The sequence below is a fragment of the Pseudoduganella sp. GW821-FHT11H04 genome (assembly GCF_058807935.1).
In genome coordinates this window covers 130,019-149,360 of sequence record NZ_JBXARE010000013.1, presented here as the reverse complement: position 1 = coordinate 149,360, position 19,342 = coordinate 130,019, and the positions used below count along the sequence as shown (strand labels likewise).

Here is a 19,342-nt window from a genome sequence, read left to right as displayed (position 1 = left end):
TGATACTTCGTCGGCAGCGTCAGATGTGGAGAAGAGACAGGCCCGTGTCCGTTTGCTCGACCTGACCCCGACTTTAATCCGGGAAGCGATCGTTGATGGCGAGGGCTTTATCGATGTTTTTGACCATCAGCTCGACATACTTGGGGTCGAGGTGTTGGCCGGCGACTTCGCGCATGTGGGCGACCACTTGCTCGACCGGCCAGGCGTCCTTGTAGCAGCGCTTGTGCATCAAGGCGTCGAATACGTCGGCGACGGCGACGATGCGGGCGTATTCGTGGATGCTTTCGCCCTTCAGGCCTTGCGGGTAGCCGCTGCCGTCGAACTTTTCGTGGTGCTGGTGGGCGATCACGGCGGCGGCTTTCAGGATCGGGCGCTGCGAGCCGTCCAGGATCGATAGGCCGACCGTCGGGTGCTGTTTCATGATTTCCCATTCGGCCGCATCAAGCTTGCCCGGCTTGAGCAGCACGGAATCGGGCGTGGCGATCTTGCCGATGTCGTGCATCGGCGCCGCGTGCTTCAGTACCGCGGTCTCTTCGTCCGGCATCCCGGCAGCGGTGGCCAGCAGGTGGCAGAATTCGGCCATGCGGCGCACGTGGTTGCCCGCTTCGTTGGAGCGCGATTCCACCACGTCGCCAAGACGCATGATCAGCTCCGCCTGGGTATCGGTGATTTCCTGCGTCAGCAGAATATTGTCGAAGGCGATCGCGACGCCGCTGCAGAAGATTTGCAGCAGCTTCTGGTCGATCTCGGAAATCTCTTCCACGCCTTTCAGTATCAGCAGCGATGCCTTGCCGCTGCTGTTGGGGAAGTAGCCGACAAAGGTGTCGCCCGCCATGCGCGAGATGCGATTGCGCTCCGCGTCCTTCAACTGGGCCAGCAGCTCGGGCGTCAGCAGGCTGTCTTCGTCCTGGCCGATCTGGGCCAGCACTTCGTAGTCGGTTTCACCGGTGACGGCGGTGGCGCCGCGCAGGCGCACCAGCATGCTTTGCTCAAGGCGCAGCAGCGCGACCACTTGCTGCAGCAGGCCGTTGGCGAAGTCTTTCAGGTTGCGCTGTTGGAAAATATGGGCCGAGGCGGCGATCACGCGCTCCAGGCCTTCGCGGTAATGCAGCTGCTGCTGGCGCGCTTCTTCCACCTTCATGATGTCGCGGTAGGCGCGCAGCGCGGCGAAGGTGGTGGTGAACAGCTTGGTGCGATCGAGTTCGGTCTTTTCCTTGTAATCGTTAATATCGTAATTGACGATCACGCGTTCTTCCGGCGCCTGGCCTGGCTGGCCGGTGCGCAGCACGATGCGGGTGAACTGGTTGTCCAGGTCTTCGCGCATCCAGCGCGCCACTTCGAGTCCGGAGTCTTCCTTCTCCATCACCACGTCGAGGAAAACGAGGGCAATGTCTTTTTCTTTCGCCAGCACTTCTTTCGCTTCAGCGCCGCTGTAAGCGTGCAGAAAAGTCAGCCCGCGGCCTTCCAGGCGGAAGCGGCTCAGGGTCAGCTTGGTGATGTCGTGAATGTCGGGTTCGTCATCGACCAGCAGGATTCTCCACGGCGCGAGTTTGGGCGTAGCAGAAGACAAGAAAGACATATTGGCAAATTCCAAATGTGACACACAGTCCCTGGGCGATGCGCAATTTTTAAGCGCATCTGAACGATTGTAGTCTGACCTATTGTTATTAACAACAGGCAATACTGGATTAGCTAAATCTTTACAACATCACTGCGTCGCCGTAACGCTTTTGGCAATTCTCGCACCAGAAAGTGCGGCGCTGGGTGAGGCCGAGATGGGCTCGGTGCAGCTTGATATTACAGCGGGGACAATCACGGCGGTTATGCACTTGCCAATGCTTTTTTAATTCGAACGCCTGTTTCCAGGCTTTGAATTCAAAACTGTATTGGCGTGCTTGCTTCACCAGTTCCCTTAGCTTTCCCTGTGGCAATTTACTTACTGTAGAGAGAGGGTGAATGTGCAATCGAAACAATACTTCGTTTTTGATAATATTGCCAACTCCACTAAAAATATTTTGGTCGAGTAAAACATCGCACACAAAACGCTCGGGATTTTCGCGCAGTCTTTTTAATGCCAGGCGCGGACTCCAATGCTCCGACATGACATCGCTGCGCCAATCGTAAGCCAGTTCCAGTTCGCCTGGCACCAGCTTGACTGAGCAGGAATAGAAATTGAGTTCACCGCCTTCTTCGAATTGCAGCGAGAGCCGCGGCGGCGTGCCGTCCTTGCGTTCGTCGATGCGGTAGCTGCCGAACATCATGAAGTGTATGCGCAAGGTGAAGAGCGGCAGCTCGATCAGGAAATGCTTGCCCCAACTGCGCAGTGACAGGATGGGTTGGCCGGGCAGCTCTTCGAAAGGTACGGCCTTGCTGTTGCCGCTGGCGTTAGAGATGGTGCGGCCTTCGAAGCTGTGCACCAGTTCTGTCAGGATGACGATCGACGGGCCTTCGGGCATGGGCTACCTCCTGCGCCCCAGTGTGAGGGCGAGCGGTCCGCCGTGCGGTGCGCTTACGCACACGAAGGTTCACTTTTCCGCCCGGTTTTATTTGTCAGAAATTGTTTCAATGACAGCAGGGGCGTGGGCGAGGAGTATATTTAAGGTTATCTATGAAAGGAAACCAATCATGAAACACGCAACTCGATTCTGGATCGCCGCTGCGCTGTTATTGGCCGCGGCTGGCGCCGCTTCGGCAGGTACGGTGTCGGTCAAGTACCAGGACATGGACAAGTATATGGACGTACCGATGATGGAGCAGGATCGCACGGAAATGCTGAAGCAATTTACCGAGCACTTCCAGCGCCTTGCCCAGCATTTGCCCGCTAAGCAGCACCTGAATATCACGGTCACCGATATTGACTTGGCAGGCCGGGTGGAGCCGCACCGCCGCCACTTCATTGACGACGTCCGCATCCTGCGCGGCGGCGCCGACTGGCCGACCATGGCCTTGAACTATACCCTGGAGCAGGATGGGCAGGTCATCGCCAGCGGCCAGGAGCATTTGAAAAACATGATGTACCTGGAACGCTTGAACCACTATGCGTCCGGCGACTCGCTGCGTTATGAAAAGCCGATGATCGACGACTGGTTCAAGTCGGCCTTTGCCAGCCCAACGCAGCTGAGCAAGAAGTAATCAGTCGATCCAGTTCACGCGGGTGAACTTGGCGCGGAAGTCGTCCGGCATCGGCACAACCTGGGCGTGCGCATAGTTGTAGAACACAAAACCCTGCTTGGCCATGGCAACCAGTTTGCCGTCGGCCGGGCGGGTGACGCGGAAGATCACGTCGCCGCCGTACTTGTTGAAATCCATCACTCCCACTTCAAACAGCAGCTGGTCGCGAGCATGCGCTTCGGCGCGATAGGTGGTGGCCAGGTCGGTGATGATGATGCCGGTGCCGTCGGCCTCGGTTTCCTGCACGCCGAACTCGAACAGGAAGCGCGCCCGCGCTTCCGAGATCATGGAAATCATCGAATCGTTGCCCAGGTGGTTGGCGCCGTTGATATCGGTCACGCGCACCGTGAGCTGGGTCGAAAAGCAGAATTGATCGTCCGGGAACGACAGCGTCAGTCTGGCCATGTCTTGGAAAGGCTAGTGGGAAAGCGCACATTGTAGCGCGCCTTCGCCCCCGCCCGTGGCGGCTATGGCCCCTTCACGATCTGGTACACCTTGCCGGCTTCACTCAGCATGTATAGCTCGCCTGCCCCATCCTGGCCGAAGCTTGGGATCCGGCCGATATCGCCGATCGCCCAGTCCTTCGCTTCGCTCACAGCGCCGTTGGCGAACTGGAAGCTGCGCAGGAAGCCCTTGCAGTAGTCCGAATAGAGGTAGCGCCCGGCCAGCTCGGACACGGCCTTGCCGCGGTAGACGAAGCCGCCGGTGATGGAGCAGCCGTTCGCGTTGCTGGCGCCGTGGTCGTATTCGAACACGGGCTTCACCAACCCTTGCTGCGAGCACGTGGCGGCGTTGTAGCAGCTGGTGCCCTCCATGATGTTCCAGCCGTAGTTGGCTGGCTTCAGCGTGGTGGCGACCACGTTGACCTCTTCCTTCAGGTCCTGTCCGACATCAGCAATGTAGAGAGAGCCAGTGACGGAATCGAAGGCGAAGCGCCATGGGTTGCGCAAGCCATAGGCCCAGATCTCGCCGCGCTTGTCTTGCTGTCCGGCGAACGGATTGTCAGGCGGCACCAGGTAGAGCGGCGCCACCGGTGTGTCAACGTTCAGGCGCAGAAGCTTGCCCAGCAGGGAATCGAGGTTCTGCGCATTGCCGCTGGGATCGCCGCTACCGCCGCCATCGCCAGTGCCGGCATACAGGTAGCCATCCGGACCAAAGGCCAGCAGGCCGCCGAAGTGGTTGTTATAGGTCGGGTGCGGGATGGAGATCAGGCGTTTGAGGGAATTTGCGTCGGCCAGGTCGGCGTTGCCGGTAGATACCTTGCCTTCATCGATGGCGATGTTGTTGAACTTGTCCGTGTAATAGATGTAGAACTTGCCGTTCTGCGCATAGTTGGGATGGAAGGCTATCGACAGCAGGCCGCCTTCGCCATCCGTACTGATCAGGCCGGTTAAATCGAGGAAAGCTGTGCTGCGCAGGCTGCCATCACCGGCCAGAATGCGGATGCGGCCGGCGCGCTCGACAATAAAACGCCGTGTATCGCTGACAGGCGCGGTCAGGAATACCGGGGCCTGCAAGCCGCTGGCCACTTCGCGCACGGCCAGGGTCAAGGGCGCAGGCGTGGGCGGCGTTGGGTCGGGCTTGGGTGGTTCCGGTTGCACCACCGGGCCGGAACCTCCGCCGCCACCGCCGCCGCAAGCAGCGAGCAATGCAGCCATCAGGGTTGCGGCCAGTGTGGCAGCCGGCGAGATTGCGGCGGCCGCGGGCGCAGGCCGGGAATTCAGGTCATCAGCCATCATTTCCTCCGTTGGAATCCAGCACTCGAGATTAGGACTGTACGGTTGGGCGCTCCGTGCGCAGACGCACTTACTGGTATTCGCTTAAGAACAGCAGGGTGTGGCCATGCGCCTCGGCTGCGCTGCGCTGGTGGTAGGTGCTGCGGTGGCTGCAATTGAAGCCGTGTTCGGCTTCCGGGTAAATATGGATCTCAACCTGCTCCTTGTGTTCGAAGCGTTCGGCGATCGAGCGCACTGCCTCGCGTGGGATGTGCGCATCGCGCCCGCCGAAGTGCATCAACAGCGGGGCCTTGATGTCGGCGCTGCGGTCGAGGCAATTCTGGATGCCGCCGCCGTAGTACGCCACGGCGTGATCGGCATGGCCGTTGGCCAGCGCCAGGAAAGCCATCTGTCCGCCCCAGCAATAGCCCACTGCCGCCAGCTTGCCCTCGGCGCCTGGCGTGGCGCGTAAGTTGGCTGCGGCGGCGCCGATGTCGGCCTGGGTTTGCGCCGTGTCGGCGCGCTGCTTGCATTGGGCGGCGCGGGCCCAGTCCGCATCGTCATAGCCGAATTCCAAGCGCTTGTCCTGGCGCCAGAACAGGTCGGGCGCCAGCACTACATAGCCATCGGCGGCGTATTGTTCGGCCACGCCGCGGATGTGTGCGTTGACGCCAAAGATTTCCTGCAAGAGCAGCAGGGCGGGGCCGTGGCCGCTGCGCGGCAGCGCCAGGAAGGCGTCGAACTCGCCATCCGGGCCATGCACGGTCGTCCATTGCGTGCTGAGGTCCATGGCGGCGCCTCAGTGTGTGGGGTGCTGCCGGGCCAGAGCTTGCAAGCAAGCATCGAGCTCGCTGCGCGGCAAGGCAGCCACATTCTTCGCCATTTCCGCTGTCACCAGCTTGCGCGTCTGTTTGTCCAGGCTGTCGCGCAGCAAGCCCAGGAAGCGCGGCGCGGCCACCAGTGCCAGTTGCTGGAAGCGATGCTGGGCGGCCGCTGTGTCGAGCCGGCGGGCCAAGTGACGCGCGAACTGGTGCACTTCATGCTGTACCGGCTCTTCCACGCGTGGCGCGGTATGGCCATGACCATCCGGGCCGGCAAACTGGCCGTGGCTGTCGGACGCGACCTGCTTGTTGTCGGCTCGTCCCAGCGGGTTGGCCAGGTCTTGGATTTCTTCGGCCGGCAGCTGGCCGTCGCGCAGCTGGAAGATACGGGCGTGGCTGCTATCGGCCACAACGATCCAGGTTTTCTCCATGGTCGCCTCCAGTGTGGTTTAGGCGGTTCAGTATAGGTCGCCGTCGCAGTGCCCGGCGCGCGCGAGCCGCGGGGCAAATATTGCCATGTGGTATTAAATGTATGGCCGTGCGAAAATGGTAAGCTCGCAGAGCGAAGGCAGGGGCATATGGACCAAGCAGAAAGCGCATCACCACAGCAGGTATTCCGCACGCGCACCGCTGCGTTGGCGCTGCTGTGCGGATTCACCCTGACCGGCACTCTTTTTGCAGGCGTGAGCCGCCTGGAGGCTCAGCGCGCCCAGCTGGCGTTCGAGCAGCGCGTGCAAGCGCGCGCCTATGTGCTGCGGGAAGGCATCGGCGGCGCCATGGCCAGCCTGCAGGCGGTCAACCAGTTGTTTGTCAGCCGTCCGGCGACCACCCGCGAAGAATTCCAGCGCTTCGTCGCGCCTTTGCTGGCGCGCCATCCCTACGTGCTGGGCACGAGCTACCTGCGTTTTATTGAGCATGCGGAGCGGCCCGCCTTTGAAGCTTCGCTGCAGGCCGTGCACCCCGGCGCCACCGTACGCGAGATGCACGACGGCGTGGCCCAGCCGGCTGCGGTGCGGGCGCGCTACCGCGTTATCGACTACATCGAGCCGTTGGCGGGCAACGAGCCCGCTCTTGGCCTCGACACCCTATATCCCAATCACGACGATTCAGCGCGCCAGCGCGCTTATGCCAGCGGGCAGCCGGCGGCGGGACCCCTGGTCAAACTGGCGCAGCGCGATGGCGGACGTGGGCGCCTGGGCGTGGTGGTGTCGATGCCGCTGTACGGCGCGGGGCGCGTGCTGGGTGAAACAGCGCTGACATTGCAGCCCGGGGAAATGATCGAAAAGATTTTCGCCAATGCCGGACCGGAAGCTGCTGCGCTGGATATGCAGGTGTATGCCAGCCCTGAGCCTTATTCAGGCGCCCTGGTATATGTCGCGCCGCCGGTTTCGGAGGGCAACGGGCTGACCCTGCCTGCCTGGCTCTATCCCGCACACACGGCGCCCGTGAAGCAGCCGCTCGACGTTGCCGGTACGCGCTGGCTGCTGGTGGCATCGCCAGGACCGCACGCTCTCGCCAGCGAGCACCTGGCCTCGCTGGCCGCGCTGGTGCTGGGCGTGCTGACCACCCTGATCGCCGCTGCTTTCGTCGATTCGCTCAAGCGCCGCAAGGAGCTGGTGCAGCGGCGCGTGGCGCAGCGCACGGCGGAGCTCAAGGAGGCCAACCAGGCTTTGGCGCTACGCCAGCGCGCCATCGAGTCGAGCACCAATGCCGTCGTGATCACGGAGGCGGGAAAGCACAATCCGATGGTGTACGTGAATCCAGCCTTCGAGCGCATCACCGGCTACCGTGCCGACGAGGCGCTGGGCCGCAGCCCGCGCATGCTGCTTGGCACGGACCTGGAGCAGCCAGGTTTCGACGAGTTGCGCGCCGCTATCCGCGAGCAGCGCGACGGCCATGCCGTGCTGCGCTGCTACCGCAAGGACGGCACCCTGTACTGGAACGATGTGTATATGTCGCCGGTGCGCGACGAGCAGGGCAGGGTGGCCAACTTCATCTCCATCCAGCACGACATCACGGCCATCAAGGCCTATGAATCGGAGCTGCAGCACCAGTCCACCCACGATGCGCTGACCGGCCTGCCGAACCGCTTGCTGCTGCAGGACCGCCTGGCGCAAACCATCCAGCACTCGGGACGCAAAGGACACGAGCTTTGGCTGGTGTCGATCGACCTCGATCGCTTCAAATTCACCAATAGCCGGCTTGGCCACAAGGGCGGCGACCGCCTGCTGCAAATCGTGGCGGCGCGCCTGCAGGCGGCGGTGCGGCCGGTTGACACGGTAGCGCGGCTGGGCGGCGATGAATTCGCGCTGATGCTGCTGCCGGAACGGGGCGGTCATGCCCCTCGCGCCGAACAATTGAAGCGCGTGCTGGACAGCCTGGCGGCGCCGCTGGTGCTGGATGGGACGGAGTTGTTCCTGACCGCCAGCGCCGGTATTGCTGCTTTCCCGGGCGACAGCAAGGAACCCGGCGTGCTGGCCGAACGCGCCGACATCGCCATGTTCCGCGCCAAGGAAATGGGCGGCAACCAGTACCAGTTCTACACCGCGGCGATGAACGAGCAACTGGGCGAACGCCTGCGCATCGAGACCGCGCTGCGTACAGCGCTGGAGCGGCGCGAGTTCGAGCTGCATTACCAGCCGCAAGTCGACTGCACCACGGGCCGCATCATGGGCATGGAGGCACTGATCCGCTGGCGCCATCCGGAAATGGGCATGGTGGCGCCATACCGCTTCATTCCGTTGGCGGAGGAGACGGGGCAGATCCTGGCGGTTGGCGCCTGGGTGCTGCGCACCGCGTGCCGTCAGCTGCGCGACTGGCAGCAGGCCGGCCGCAAGGAATTGCGCGTCGCCGTCAACGTGTCGGCGCGCCAGCTGGCCGAACCCGACTTCGTGCAAAGCGTGGCCGATGTGCTGGCCGATACCGGCCTGGCGCCGTGCTGCCTTGAGCTTGAGTTGACGGAAAGCGCGGTGATGGACGACGTGGCACACGCCACCGAAGTCATGCACCAGCTGAAGAAGCTGGGCGTGCAGCTGGCGATCGACGACTTCGGCACTGGCTATTCCTCGCTGGCGCACTTGAAGCGTTTCGAGATCGACGTGCTGAAGATCGACCAGACTTTCGTGCGTGATTTGACGGTCGATCCGGACGATGCTGCCATCGTCACCACCATCATCGCGCTGGCCGACAACCTGGGCCTGGAAGTAATTTCGGAAGGCGTGGAAACGCAGGAGCAGCTAGACTTCCTGCGCCGCCACGGCTGCCGCCACATGCAGGGCTACTTCTTTGGCCGTCCGGTGCCGGCGGCCGACTTCCTGGCGCTGCTGGAGCAACACGAGGCTACGCTCAACGTTTCACAAAGCTGAACGGATCGCCTTTCTTCCAAGTTGGCGCAGTCTTGCCATTTGCGAGCTCGTAGCCCAGGTTCAGCGTGAACTGGGCTTGCTGCACCATGCCCGATAAATCCCACTCCGCGTGGTACTGGTCGCGCACCGTGTGATAGTCGCCCTTGAAGGCGACGATCTTTGCGGCTGACGCGTCCTGCGCCTGCTCGAATTCGAAGTGGCCGTCGCCGGAGAACACGGCGGAGCCGACGTTAAAGGCCGGCACGCCGGCCTTGGCGAACTGGAAGTGGTCGGCGCGGAAGTAGGCGCCGGACAGGTCGGGGATGGATGGCGCCAGCTTCAGGCCCATTTGCCGGGCGACGCGCGCGGCTGATTCGGCCAGCGTGCTGCGCTCGGCGCCTGCCACGCCGATGTCCTTGGTGCGGCCGGCGAAATTCATTGAATCGAGATTCAGGTCGGCCAGCGTGCGGTTCAGCGGGAAGGCCGGGTTGGCGACATATGCCGATGCGCCGTGCATGCCCACTTCCTCGGCGGCTGGCCACAGGAAGACCTGCGAGCGCTTGGCGGGCTTCTGTACGGCGGCAGCGGCCATCGCCAGCAGGGCGGCGGCGCCGGAGCCGTTGTCGATGGCGCCGTTGTAGATGCGGTCTCCGCTCTTGCCCAAGTGGTCCCAGTGCGCGGAATACACCACCGCTTCTTCTTTCAGTTTCGGATCGCTGCCCGGCACGATGCCGACCACATTGAACTGCTCGACTTGGCGCACGCTCGAGCGGATTTCACTGTGGGCGCTGATGTTCAGCGCGACGGGTCGGAAGTCGCGTCGTTCGGCGGCGGCGCGCAGGTTGTCGAGGTCGAAGCCGGCGGCCTTGAACAGGCTGCGGCTGAAATCCTCGCTCAACCAGCCTTCAATCTGGTTGCCGGCGCCAGGCGCATGGAAGCGTTCCAGCGAGAAGCTGGTAGCGGGCACGTTCCAGACGTACGCCGCAGAAGGCGTGGTGTGGATCAGCAGGGCGCCGGCGGCGCCGCGCCGTACCGCCTCCTCATACTTGTACATCCAGCGGCCGTAATAGGTGTAGGCCTTGCCGGCAAAGCGGTTCGGCTCCTCGGCGGTCGGCTGCGGGTCGTTGACCATCATGACCAGGATCTTGCCCTTGACGTCTACGTCCTTGTAGTCGTTCCAGTTTTCTTCCGGCGCGATGGCGCCGTAGCCGACGAACACCAGCGGCGCATCGAACACCACTTCGGACTGGCCGCTGCCGGTGCCGATCAGGACATCCTCGCCCAGGCGCGGCACGAACGTGGCGGCGCCGCTGCTGAAGCTGATCGAGCTGCCGGCTTGCAGCCGGGTGCCCTGGAATTTCACCGCCTGGCGGTACAGGCCGTTGGGCAAGGGCTTGAGGCCGATGGCGGCCGCCTGCGTCTCCAGGTAGCGTACGGCCAGGTCGCCGCCGCGCTGGCCGGTGCCGCGGCCTTCGAGCAGGTCGTCGGCGAGGAAGGAAAGGTGGGCGCGCAGCGGCGCTTCCTTTACGGCGGGTGCTTGTTGCGCCATGGCGGAAGCGGCGGCCAGCAGCAGGCCGGCGGGGATCAAGTACTTGGTATTCATGGCGCGGATCTTACTCCATAATGCGTGAAACAAAGGAGACCCCATGCAAGTGATCATCATCACCGGCGCGTCCGATGGCATCGGCGCTGAGATGGCGCGCCAGCTGGCGCAAAAGGGCGTGGCGCTGGTCCTGGCCGCGCGCAAGGAAGCGGCCTTGCAGGCAGTAGCCGCTGACTGTGCGGCGGCCGGGGCGGAAACGCTGGTGGTGCCGACCGACGTGGCGCAGCAGGAGCAGTGCCGGCGCCTGGTGGCAGCGGCCGTGCAGCGCTTCGGCCGCATCGATGCCCTGGTCAACAACGCTGGCCGCTCGGCGCACGCGCTGTTCGAGGAAGTGACGGACCTCGGCTGGTATGAGGACCTGATGAAAGTGAACCTTTGGGGTGCGATCTGGTGCACGCACGCGGCCCTGCCTTACCTGAAGGCGTCGCAGGGGCGGATTGTGGCGGTATCCTCGCTGGCGGGGCTGGTGGGCGTGCCGGGGCGAACGGCGTACGGCGCGACCAAATTCGCCATGGCGGGATTTTTCGAGGCCCTGCGGGCGGAAATGAAGCCACATGGGGTGAGCGTGACCACGGCTTACCCGGGCGTGGTGGATACCCAGATCCGCTACCGGGGCTACAACGCGGCGGGCGGGGAGCTGGGAAAGAGTTCCTTGCGCGAGGATGCGGCGATGCCGGTGGCCGAATGCGCGCGGCTCATTATCGATGGGATGCAGGGGCGAAAGCGGGAGGTCGTGATGACGGCCAAGGGTAAGCTGGGGCGTTGGCTTAAGCTGCTGGCGCCGGGGATGATTGAGAAAATGGCATTGAATGCGCTGAAAGATGACGTCAAGCCGCACACCTGAACCCGGTAAATCGGGGTACGACCCGAGGGTCGGACCCATCCATTGCATGCGGCACTGACAGGGTCTGACCCTTGGGTCTGACCCGGGGTTTCCGGGTTTAAAGGGTAGAATAGCGGTTTCGCGTCGCATCAGGCGTACCAACAATAACCATTCACGAGTGCCGCCATGTCAGACACCATGTTTACCGATTTAAACCTCAGCGCCCCCATTTTGAAGGCGCTGAAAGAAGTAGGCTACGAGACCCCGTCTCCAATCCAGGCCTCCACCATCCCCCACCTGCTGGAAAACCGCGACGTGCTTGGCACCGCGCAAACCGGCACCGGCAAGACTGCGGCTTTCGCGCTGCCGATCCTGTCCCGCATCGACATCAAGCAGGCGGCGCCGCAGGCGCTGGTGCTGGCGCCAACCCGCGAACTGGCGATCCAGGTGGCGGAGGCTTTCCAGCGCTACGCCACCCATATCCCGAAATTCCACGTCCTGCCGATCTACGGCGGCCAGTCCTACGGCCCGCAGCTGCAAGCGCTGCGCCGTGGCGTGCACGTGGTGGTCGGCACCCCGGGCCGCGTCATCGATCACCTGGAAAAAGGCTCGCTCGACCTGTCGCAGCTGAAAACCCTGGTGCTGGACGAAGCGGACGAAATGCTGCGCATGGGCTTCATCGAAGACGTGGAGCGCATCCTGCAGGAGACGCCTGAATCGCGCCAGACCGCGCTGTTCTCGGCCACCATGCCGGCACAGGTGAAGCGCATCGCCACCACCTACCTGAACGACCCGGCCGAAGTGATGGTGGCCGCCAAGACCACCACCAACACCAATATCCGCCAGCGCTACTGGCTGGTGTCCGGCATGCACAAGCTGGACGCACTGACCCGGATCCTGGAAGCGGAGCCGTTCGATGGCATGATCATCTTTTCGCGCACCAAGATCGGCACCGAGGAACTGGCGGAGCGCCTGCAGGCGCGCGGCTTCTCGGCCGGCGCCATCAACGGCGACATGCAGCAGGCGGCACGCGAGCGCATCATCGGCCAGCTGAAGGACGGCAAGATCGACATCCTGGTCGCCACCGACGTTGCCGCGCGCGGCCTGGACGTGGAGCGCATCAGCCACGTGGTCAACTACGACGTACCGTACGATCCTGAGAGCTACACCCACCGTATCGGCCGTACCGGCCGCGCGGGCCGCAGCGGCGACGCGATCCTGTTCATCACGCCGCGCGAGCGCAACCTGCTCAAGCTGATCGAACGCACCACGCGCCAGCCGGTGACACCTATGACGCTGCCAACCATCCAGGCCGTCAATGACGTGCGGGTGCAGCGTTTCAAGGACCAGATCACCGACGCCTTGGCGCAGGAAGGCCTGTCCTTCTATGAAACTCTGGTGAACGAGTACGAGGCTGAGCACAATGTCCCGGCAGTCGAAATTGCCGCTGCGTTGGCGCTGATGGCCAGCGGCGGCAAACCGCTGCTGCTCGACAAGTCGCGCGAGAAGGGCTGGCATGAAGATGGCGCGCCGCGCCAGGAACGTGAAGGCCGTGAGCCGCGCGAACCGCGTGAGCCACGCGAGCCGCGTGAGCCACGCGAGCCGCGTGAACCGCGCCCGAAGAAGGAGCGCATCGACCGCGAGCCGGAGCCGGGTAAGGCGACCTACCGCGTGGAAGTGGGCTACCAGCACGGCGTCAAGCCGGGCAATATCGTGGGCGCTATCGCCAACGAAGGCGGCATCGATTCCAAGTTCATCGGCCGCATCGAGATTTACGACGACTATTCGCTGCTGGACATGCCGGCCGACCTGCAACCGGGCGACATCGAGACCCTGCAGGCGCTTCGCGTGGCAGGCCAGCCGCTGCGCCTGCACCGCGACGGCGAGACGCCGCCTCCGGCACCAGCGGCCAAAGCGCCGCGCGCCGCCAAACCGGAACGTGCAGAACGTGCGGTCAAGCCTGAGCGTGCTGAGCGCGAAGCGCCGCCGCTGTCCACGCGCGACGATGACGACGAGCCAATGTTCGAGGAAGCGCCGAAGCGCAAGAAGAAGGAGATGGCAGGCGAGGGCGGCGCAGCACCGATGCCGATGCGTGCCTACCGCGTGGAAGTCGGCTCGACGGATGGCGTCAATGCGGGCAACCTGGTCGGCGCCATTGCGAACGAAAGCGGCCTCGAATCACGCTTTATTGGACGCATCGAAATCCTGGACGATCACGCCTTCGTTGAAATGCCGGACGGTATGCCGGACGACATCTTCAAGCACCTGCGCAAAGTCTGGGTCGGCGGCAAACAGCTGAAAATGTCCCTGGCCGACGCGATGCCGCCGATGTCCGGCAAGCACACCCCGCCGAAAAAACCGGCGGCCAAGCCGAAGCGCTGAGTCTGGCGAAAACCCGGGGGACCCGGGATTGGGTTCCCCCTTGCACACTCGTCGCACAGGTTTACTGAAAACTACTGAAAATTTTCCCGCTTTAGCGCTATCACCGGTGAAAACCGCAAATTTCAGTAGTTTTCAGTAGTAGTTTCAGTAGTTTTCAGTAGTAGTCTCCGACCGAACCGCGAAGGAGACCGTCGCACGCACTTGTTGCCTGATCAGCTACCCCCAGGCTATCCTGCTGGCTCTTCCGGATACTGCGAGAAAGCCATGCTGAAACTGATCCGCCATTCCCTGTGTGCTGCCGCCGGCGCCGCTGCCGTTGGCGCCGCCGCCGTCACGCCCGACGCCGTCGTCACCAAGCCCCTGACCCTGGATGAATATCTCGCGCTGAAGGGCCCCGCGCCCGACAAGCGCATCGCCTATGGCGCCGCGCCGAGCCAGTTCGTGGAACTGTTCAAGCCCGACGGTCCCGGTCCGCACCCTGTGGTCGTCCTGATCCACGGCGGCTGCTGGACCGTGCACTTCGGCGGCATCGGGCAAATGCGCAATATGGCCGGTGCGCTGACCCGCCAAGGTATCGCAGTGTGGAACGTCGAATATCGCCGCTACGATGAAGAAGGCGGCGGCTACCCCGGCATGTACCAGGACGTCGCCACCGCGGTGGACTTGCTGAAGCACGAAGCAAAAACCAGCGCGCTCGATTTGAGCCGCGTCGTGGCAGTCGGCCATTCCGCCGGCGGCCACCTCGCGCAATGGGCCGTGTCGCGCCACAAGCTGCCTGAATGGAGCCCCGCCTGGGCGCCGCAGCCTTTGCCGATCAAGACCGTGATCAGCCTTGGCGGCCTGGCCGACCTGCGCAACGAAGCGGCGTTGATCCGCCGTACCTGCGACCGCGAAACCGCGCAAATCGCCGGCACTCCCAGCGCGCAGCGCCCCGATGTTTTCGCCGATACGTCGCCCGCGGAAATGCTGCCGGCCGGCGTGCACACCATCCTGATCCACGGCGAACATGACGACATCTCGCCCACCGTGACCGGCGAAAACTACGCCCGCCGCGCCAAGGCCGCCGGCGACAGCGCCGAAGTGCTGGTGCTGCCGGGCGGCAGCCACTACGACGAAGTCTCCGCCGATTCCAAATCCTGGGTCATCATCAGCGCCCAGATCCGCAAGGCCCTCAGCCGCTGAAGAAAGGCCGCCATAACGCCGGGACCATGGATATAATGAATGTGGATAAATTAACAATGAAAACACCATGATTATCTACAAATTCGGCTATCCAGACCCTCAGGTCTCGCCGGATATCAGTCCCTTCGTGATCAAGCTGGAAACCTGGCTGCGCATGTCGGGCATACCGTACGAGACCCGTACGGGCGCCAACCAGGCCATGCCCCACCAGAAGCTTCCCGTGGCCATGATTGCCGGCAGACTGGTTCCCGACTCCACCCTCATCATCCAGCACCTGCAGTATCTCCACCCGCAGTCGATTTCCGACGAGAACCTCTCCGCAAGCGAGCGAGCGCAATCCTGCGCCTTGCGGGCCTTGTTCGAGCAGCACCTGTACTTCGTGCTGCTGCATATCCGCTACGCCGTGGATGCCAACTTCAACGCCTACAAGCCGCTGCTGCTCGATTACGCGAAACGCAGTACGCCCGAATGGCAAAAGCCCTTCCTGAAGACGTTCGCGCCCCTGATTTTCCCCTTCGTGCAAATGAAGTACCGCCGCATGGCCTGGCAGCAGGGCACCGGCCGCCATAAGCTCGAAGATATCTACGCCATGGGCATAGAAGTGTGGAAGTCGGTCAAGGAAATCCTGGGTGACAAGCCCTTCCTGCTAGGCGAGGAACCCAACCTGGTCGATGCGACCGCGTTTGGCTTCCTGCACGCGGAGATCCGCCATCCCTTTGCCAGCCCGATACACGACTACGTCATGAGCCAGCCTGCACTGGTCGCCTACCACGACCGCATCTGGGACCGCTACTGGCAAAAATGAGTCACGCCTTCGGCGGCGGATATTTGATCGCATTGAGCTGGATCTTTTCCAGCGCCGCTGCATGCAGGTCAACATCGAGCTTGTCGGCGATCTGCACCAGGTAAAGGAGCACGTCGGCCAGCTCGTGGCGGATCGCATCATGCTGCCCTTGCGCCAGCTCGCTTTCGCGGCCCGTCTGCAGCCACTGGAAATGCTCGGCCAGTTCGGCTACTTCCACCGACAGCGCCATCGCCAGGTTCTTCGGCGTGTGGTACTGCTCCCAGTCGCGCGCGGCCGCGAAGGCGCGCGTGCGCTCGCGCAGGTCGGTCAGCGAATCCATCATGCCGCCTTCTCCATGAACACGCTGAGGGGATCGTCGGGATAACCGCCGTAAGGTCCGCGCACGCGGTAGCCCAGGCGCTGGTACAGGCCGATGGCTTCCGGCTGCGACGGGCCGGTCTCCAGCATGAACTGGCGGCAGCCGCGCGCCAGCGCTTCCGTCTCAAGCATGCCAAGCAGGCGCTGTGCTACGCCCTGGCCGCGCGCCGCGGGCTGCACGAACATGCGCTTCACTTCGCCGAACTCCGGCGTCACCACCATGGCGCCGCAACCCACCGCCATGCCATCGGCATTGCGCGCCACGGCAAACAGCACGTTGGGCTGCAAAAGCGAATTCATGTCGAGCGCGTACACGCATTCCGGAGGGTATAGCGACAGCTGGTAGGCATCCAGCTGGTCGATCAGGGCCACGACTTCGCGCTGGTCGGGGGATTCGAGTTTGATGTCCATCGTCCAATGGTATCATCCCAGCGCCACCTGACCGGGGCCGGTCAGGGGTGAGACAGAAATAAGGATAACCATGAAATCGCTAGTTCCTCATGCCATTACACTGGCAGTCAGTGCACTCGTCGCTACCAGCGGCATCGCAGCAGATAGCAGCGCCTTTACCCCACGCGCGGAAAACCCTTACCTGAGCCAGACCGATGCCGCCGCCCGTTCGGCGCGCGTATCCAACGTCGCTTACGTGCTGGATTTCACGCTGACTGGCAAAGAGACCTTCAGCAACGCCACTACGGTCAGCTTCGAGCTAAAAGACAACGCGCAGCCCTTGACCCTGGACCTGGACAAGGCCACCGTCAAGCGCCTGGTGGTGAACGGCAAGGCAATCACTGCACCGCAATATAACAACTGGTTCATCACCCTGGCCGCCGCCGACCTGCAGGCTGGCCGCAACACGGTAACCGTTGAATTCGAGCGCAAGCACAGCACCAATGGCGAGGGACTGCACCGCATGGTCGACCCGGTCGATGGCCGCGTCTACACCTATTCCCACTTCGAGCCTGCCGCCGCGCACCAGATGTTCGCGCTGTTCGACCAGCCGGACCTGAAGGCCACCTACCAGGTCAACGTGACGGCGCCGGCCGACTGGACCGTGGTATCCACCACGCGCGAGACGAAGGTGGAAGCAGCCGGCGACGCAAAGCGCTGGACCTTCCCGGCCTCCAAGATCCTGAGCCCATATAACTTCTCGATGCACGCCGGCCCGTACAAGGTATGGGAAGATACCAAGTCCTCCAAATACCCGATGCGCGTCTTTGCACGCCAGTCCGTGGCCGACCAGATCGACGCCGCAGAATGGTTCAAATACACCGCACAGGGCCTGGCCTGGTTCGACGAATATTTCGGCGTGCCTTACCAGTACGGCAAATACGACCAGCTGCTGGTGCCGGACTTCCTGTACGGCGCGATGGAAAATGCCGGCGCGGTGACCTTCGCCGAGCACTCCTTCCTGCATAAGGAAAAAATGAGCGGCGCCGAAAAGCACGAACTGGCCAGCGTGATCATGCACGAAATGGCGCACCAGTGGTTCGGTGACCTGGTCACCATGCAATGGTGGAACGGCCTGTGGCTGAACGAGAGTTTCGCTTCCTTCATGGGCACCCTGGCCACCGCCGAAGCTACTGAATTCAAGGACTCGGCCTGGCAGTACTTCTACTCGCAGGGCAAATCGGGCGCCTACGTGCAAGACCAGCGTGTGACCACCCACCCGATCGAAACCCCGGTGCCGTCGACCGCCAACGCCTTCGACAATATCGACGCCATCACGTATTCGAAGGGCGCCTCCACCCTGAAGCAGCTGCGCCACCTGCTGGGCGAAGACACTTTCCGCAAGGGCGTGCACAACTACCTGGTCAAGTATCAGTTCAAGAACGCCAAGCTGGATGACTTCATCGGCAGCCTGGCCGAAGCGGCTGGCCGCGACCTGGGCCAGTGGACCCAGGACTGGCTGTACCAGCCGGGCGTGAACACCATCACCGCCAACTACAGCTGCAAGGGCGGCAAGATCGATTCTTTCAGCTTGCAGCAGTCCGCGGTTGCGCAATTCCCGACCCTGCGCGAGCAGCGCGTGCAGCTGGCCCTGATGCAGAAGAAAGGCAAGCAGCTGAACGTGGCCAAGGTGCTGGCGGTGACCTACAAGGGCACCAGCACCGAAGTGGCTGAACTGAAGGGCGCCGCCTGCCCGGACCTGGTCTACCCGAACTACCAGGACTGGGGCTTCGTGAAAGCCAAGCTCGATGCACGCTCGGCCGCTACCGCGCGCAAGGACATCAGCAAGGTGGAGGATAAGCTGCTGCGCACCATGCTGTGGCACAGCATGTGGGACAACGTGCGCGATGGCGACCTGCCGCTGAACGAGTTCCTCGACACCGTGCTGGCCAACGCCGCCGCTGAAAACGACTACGTCCTGCTGGGCGATGTACTGGGCAAGACCCAGGGCGCGCTGCGCTACCTGCGCACCATGTCGGCCGACGCCAAGTACACCCGCGACACCGCGGACCGTATCGGCAAGATGGCCTGGGCGCGCGTCAACGCCACTACGGGTGACTTCCTGCGCCGCTGGTTCGACGCCTATATGGCCGCTGCCGGCAACAAGGAAACTCTGGACCGCCTGACCGCCATCCTGGAAGGCCGCACCCAGGTCAAAGGCTTGACCCTGAGCCAGGAACTGCGTTGGGACATCATCTCCATCCTGAACCGCTATGCGGCGCCAGGCGCGGAGGCGCGCATCGCTGCAGAACAGGCTAAGGACAAGTCCGACAGCGGCCAACTCGCAGCCGTGGCAGCGCAAGTCGCCCGTCCGGACGCAAAGGTGAAGCAGGAATGGCTGGCCAAGATCGGCGACCAGCAGACCAAGCTGCCGTTCTCGCGTATCCGTACCGCGATGCACAGCCTGTACCCGTCGACCCAGGTCGCGCTGAACGAGCAAAGCGCCGCCGACCGCCTGGCGCAGCTGCCGGTGCTGGACAAGTCGGCTGGTCCGGTCTTCATGCGTGACTACGCCGGCGCCATGATTCCAGCCACCTGCACCGCAGCCAGCGTGCAGCGCCTGGCCGATGCCGCGGCCGCCAATCCAAACCTGAGCGCGGGTACCCGCCGCGCACTGCTGGTGGCGCATCAGGAAGACGAGCGCTGCGTCGCTATCCGCAAGGCGCTGACCGTTCCGTTCAGCTAAGCA

Annotated in this window: 16 protein-coding genes; 7 read left to right on the top strand and 9 right to left on the bottom strand. The window is 63.1% G+C overall.

The features are described from left to right. Positions 1-73: 73 nt before the first annotated feature. The gene (locus AC1RTP_RS23295; RefSeq protein ID WP_498610965.1) at positions 74-1,579 is read right to left on the bottom strand and encodes an HD domain-containing phosphohydrolase; all 1,506 of its coding nucleotides are present in this window, start codon (positions 1,577-1,579) and stop codon (positions 74-76) included. 121 nt (positions 1,580-1,700) lie between these two features. Beyond that, positions 1,701-2,456 carry a DNA-formamidopyrimidine glycosylase family protein gene (locus AC1RTP_RS23290; RefSeq protein ID WP_498610962.1) on the bottom strand — a complete coding sequence of 252 codons (756 nt, stop codon included), beginning with the start codon at positions 2,454-2,456 and terminating at the stop codon, positions 1,701-1,703. A gap of 169 nt (positions 2,457-2,625) precedes the next feature. On the opposite strand from AC1RTP_RS23290, the gene AC1RTP_RS23285 reads away from it, so the two are divergent. Further along, a complete protein-coding gene (locus tag AC1RTP_RS23285) occupies positions 2,626-3,132 on the top strand; it encodes a DUF3016 domain-containing protein (protein ID WP_498610960.1) in 507 nt (168 codons plus the stop codon). On the opposite strand, the gene AC1RTP_RS23280 is transcribed toward AC1RTP_RS23285, so the two are convergent. From AC1RTP_RS23280 to AC1RTP_RS23265, 4 genes are all read right to left on the bottom strand, one after another. Then, positions 3,133-3,576 carry a thioesterase family protein gene (locus AC1RTP_RS23280; RefSeq protein WP_498610958.1) on the bottom strand — a complete coding sequence of 148 codons (444 nt, stop codon included), beginning with the start codon at positions 3,574-3,576 and terminating at the stop codon, positions 3,133-3,135. 62 nt (positions 3,577-3,638) lie between these two features. After that, positions 3,639-4,910: a PQQ-dependent sugar dehydrogenase gene (locus tag AC1RTP_RS23275; RefSeq protein WP_498610956.1), complete on the bottom strand. Its 1,272-nt coding sequence runs from the start codon at positions 4,908-4,910 to the stop codon at positions 3,639-3,641. 67 nt (positions 4,911-4,977) lie between these two features. Further along, positions 4,978-5,676 (bottom strand): dienelactone hydrolase family protein, encoded by a 699-nt coding sequence (locus AC1RTP_RS23270; RefSeq protein ID WP_498610954.1) that lies wholly within the window; start codon positions 5,674-5,676, stop codon positions 4,978-4,980. A 9-nt stretch (positions 5,677-5,685) separates the two neighbouring features. Then, positions 5,686-6,138, bottom strand: coding sequence for a host attachment protein (locus tag AC1RTP_RS23265; protein WP_498610953.1), 453 nt, complete (start codon positions 6,136-6,138; stop codon positions 5,686-5,688). 147 nt (positions 6,139-6,285) lie between these two features. Between AC1RTP_RS23265 and AC1RTP_RS23260 the strand changes: the two genes are divergently transcribed. Then, positions 6,286-9,072 carry a bifunctional diguanylate cyclase/phosphodiesterase gene (locus AC1RTP_RS23260; RefSeq protein ID WP_498610950.1) on the top strand — a complete coding sequence of 929 codons (2,787 nt, stop codon included), beginning with the start codon at positions 6,286-6,288 and terminating at the stop codon, positions 9,070-9,072. Here the strand turns inward: AC1RTP_RS23260 and AC1RTP_RS23255 are convergent. Continuing rightward, positions 9,053-10,654, bottom strand: coding sequence for a M28 family peptidase (locus AC1RTP_RS23255; RefSeq protein WP_498610948.1), 1,602 nt, complete (start codon positions 10,652-10,654; stop codon positions 9,053-9,055). The two genes, AC1RTP_RS23260 and AC1RTP_RS23255, sit on opposite strands and share 20 nt — an antisense overlap. A gap of 43 nt (positions 10,655-10,697) precedes the next feature. Between AC1RTP_RS23255 and AC1RTP_RS23250 the strand changes: the two genes are divergently transcribed. From AC1RTP_RS23250 to AC1RTP_RS23235, 4 genes are all read left to right on the top strand, one after another. Further along, positions 10,698-11,498, top strand: a complete 801-nt coding sequence (locus tag AC1RTP_RS23250) for an SDR family oxidoreductase (protein WP_498610946.1) — start codon at positions 10,698-10,700, stop codon at positions 11,496-11,498. Between the two features lie 165 nt (positions 11,499-11,663). Continuing rightward, a complete protein-coding gene (locus AC1RTP_RS23245) occupies positions 11,664-13,859 on the top strand; it encodes a DEAD/DEAH box helicase (RefSeq protein ID WP_498610944.1) in 2,196 nt (731 codons plus the stop codon). A 264-nt stretch (positions 13,860-14,123) separates the two neighbouring features. Further along, complete coding sequence (locus tag AC1RTP_RS23240) at positions 14,124-15,041, top strand: alpha/beta hydrolase family protein (protein ID WP_498610942.1); 918 nt, start codon at positions 14,124-14,126, stop codon at positions 15,039-15,041. Between the two features lie 67 nt (positions 15,042-15,108). After that, the gene (locus AC1RTP_RS23235) at positions 15,109-15,846 is read left to right on the top strand and encodes a glutathione S-transferase family protein (RefSeq protein WP_498610940.1); all 738 of its coding nucleotides are present in this window, start codon (positions 15,109-15,111) and stop codon (positions 15,844-15,846) included. 1 nt (position 15,847) lies between these two features. Here the strand turns inward: AC1RTP_RS23235 and AC1RTP_RS23230 are convergent, their stop codons facing one another. After that, positions 15,848-16,168 (bottom strand): nucleotide pyrophosphohydrolase, encoded by a 321-nt coding sequence (locus AC1RTP_RS23230; RefSeq protein WP_498610938.1) that lies wholly within the window; start codon positions 16,166-16,168, stop codon positions 15,848-15,850. Next, positions 16,165-16,614: a GNAT family N-acetyltransferase gene (locus AC1RTP_RS23225; RefSeq protein ID WP_498610936.1), complete on the bottom strand. Its 450-nt coding sequence runs from the start codon at positions 16,612-16,614 to the stop codon at positions 16,165-16,167. Before AC1RTP_RS23225 ends, AC1RTP_RS23230 begins: the two co-directional genes overlap by 4 nt. 70 nt (positions 16,615-16,684) lie before the next feature. Here AC1RTP_RS23225 and pepN point away from each other — a divergent pair, with 70 nt between their 5' ends. Continuing rightward, positions 16,685-19,339, top strand: coding sequence for an aminopeptidase N (pepN, locus tag AC1RTP_RS23220; protein ID WP_498610934.1), 2,655 nt, complete (start codon positions 16,685-16,687; stop codon positions 19,337-19,339). Positions 19,340-19,342 lie beyond the last annotated feature (3 nt).

Excerpts from the sequence above, each read along its gene's own strand:
- AC1RTP_RS23230 (WP_498610938.1), bottom strand. The coding sequence starts at position 16,168 with ATGATGGATTCGCTGACCGACCTGCGCGAGCGCACGCGCGCCTTCGCG.
- AC1RTP_RS23295 (WP_498610965.1), bottom strand. The coding sequence starts at position 1,579 with ATGTCTTTCTTGTCTTCTGCTACGCCCAAACTCGCGCCGTGGAGAATC.
- AC1RTP_RS23240 (WP_498610942.1), top strand. The coding sequence starts at position 14,124 with ATGCTGAAACTGATCCGCCATTCCCTGTGTGCTGCCGCCGGCGCCGCT.
- AC1RTP_RS23265 (WP_498610953.1), bottom strand. The coding sequence starts at position 6,138 with ATGGAGAAAACCTGGATCGTTGTGGCCGATAGCAGCCACGCCCGTATC.
- AC1RTP_RS23245 (WP_498610944.1), top strand. The coding sequence starts at position 11,664 with ATGTCAGACACCATGTTTACCGATTTAAACCTCAGCGCCCCCATTTTG.
- AC1RTP_RS23290 (WP_498610962.1), bottom strand. The coding sequence starts at position 2,456 with ATGCCCGAAGGCCCGTCGATCGTCATCCTGACAGAACTGGTGCACAGC.
- AC1RTP_RS23255 (WP_498610948.1), bottom strand. The coding sequence starts at position 10,654 with ATGAATACCAAGTACTTGATCCCCGCCGGCCTGCTGCTGGCCGCCGCT.
- AC1RTP_RS23275 (WP_498610956.1), bottom strand. The coding sequence starts at position 4,910 with ATGATGGCTGATGACCTGAATTCCCGGCCTGCGCCCGCGGCCGCCGCA.
- AC1RTP_RS23235 (WP_498610940.1), top strand. The coding sequence starts at position 15,109 with ATGATTATCTACAAATTCGGCTATCCAGACCCTCAGGTCTCGCCGGAT.
- AC1RTP_RS23270 (WP_498610954.1), bottom strand. The coding sequence starts at position 5,676 with ATGGACCTCAGCACGCAATGGACGACCGTGCATGGCCCGGATGGCGAG.
- pepN (WP_498610934.1), top strand. The coding sequence starts at position 16,685 with ATGAAATCGCTAGTTCCTCATGCCATTACACTGGCAGTCAGTGCACTC.
- AC1RTP_RS23250 (WP_498610946.1), top strand. The coding sequence starts at position 10,698 with ATGCAAGTGATCATCATCACCGGCGCGTCCGATGGCATCGGCGCTGAG.
- AC1RTP_RS23285 (WP_498610960.1), top strand. The coding sequence starts at position 2,626 with ATGAAACACGCAACTCGATTCTGGATCGCCGCTGCGCTGTTATTGGCC.
- AC1RTP_RS23260 (WP_498610950.1), top strand. The coding sequence starts at position 6,286 with ATGGACCAAGCAGAAAGCGCATCACCACAGCAGGTATTCCGCACGCGC.
- AC1RTP_RS23280 (WP_498610958.1), bottom strand. The coding sequence starts at position 3,576 with ATGGCCAGACTGACGCTGTCGTTCCCGGACGATCAATTCTGCTTTTCG.
- AC1RTP_RS23225 (WP_498610936.1), bottom strand. The coding sequence starts at position 16,614 with ATGGACATCAAACTCGAATCCCCCGACCAGCGCGAAGTCGTGGCCCTG.